We start from the raw sequence: 255 nt of genomic DNA, 5'->3' as shown, positions 1-255 counted from the left end.
GAGTCGATCTACGACGACTTCATGAAAGTGGTGATGAAGAAGGTCCTGCAAATCAAGCGTGGCGACCCGCTGGACACCGACACCATGGTCGGCGCCCAGGCGTCCGAGCAGCAATTCGACAAGATTCTCTCCTACCTGGAAATCGCCAAGGGCGAAGGCGCCGAGCTGCTGACCGGTGGCAAGGTGGAAAAACTCGAGGGCAACCTGGCGACCGGCTATTACATCCAGCCGACCCTGCTCAAGGGCACCAACAAA

Annotated in this window: 1 protein-coding gene; it reads left to right on the top strand. The window is 58.4% G+C overall.

The window, feature by feature from the left end; translation table 11 throughout:
• On the top strand, nucleotides 1–255 hold a 255-nt coding region (locus AACY45_RS29110; RefSeq protein ID WP_339548918.1), incomplete at both ends, for an aldehyde dehydrogenase family protein.

This window comes from Pseudomonas sp. RA_35y_Pfl2_P32, from assembly GCF_963970735.1.
In the GTDB taxonomy this organism is placed as follows: domain Bacteria; phylum Pseudomonadota; class Gammaproteobacteria; order Pseudomonadales; family Pseudomonadaceae; genus Aquipseudomonas.
Note: the sequence above shows the minus strand (reverse complement) of the source record. Positions and strands in the feature narration are given on the sequence as shown.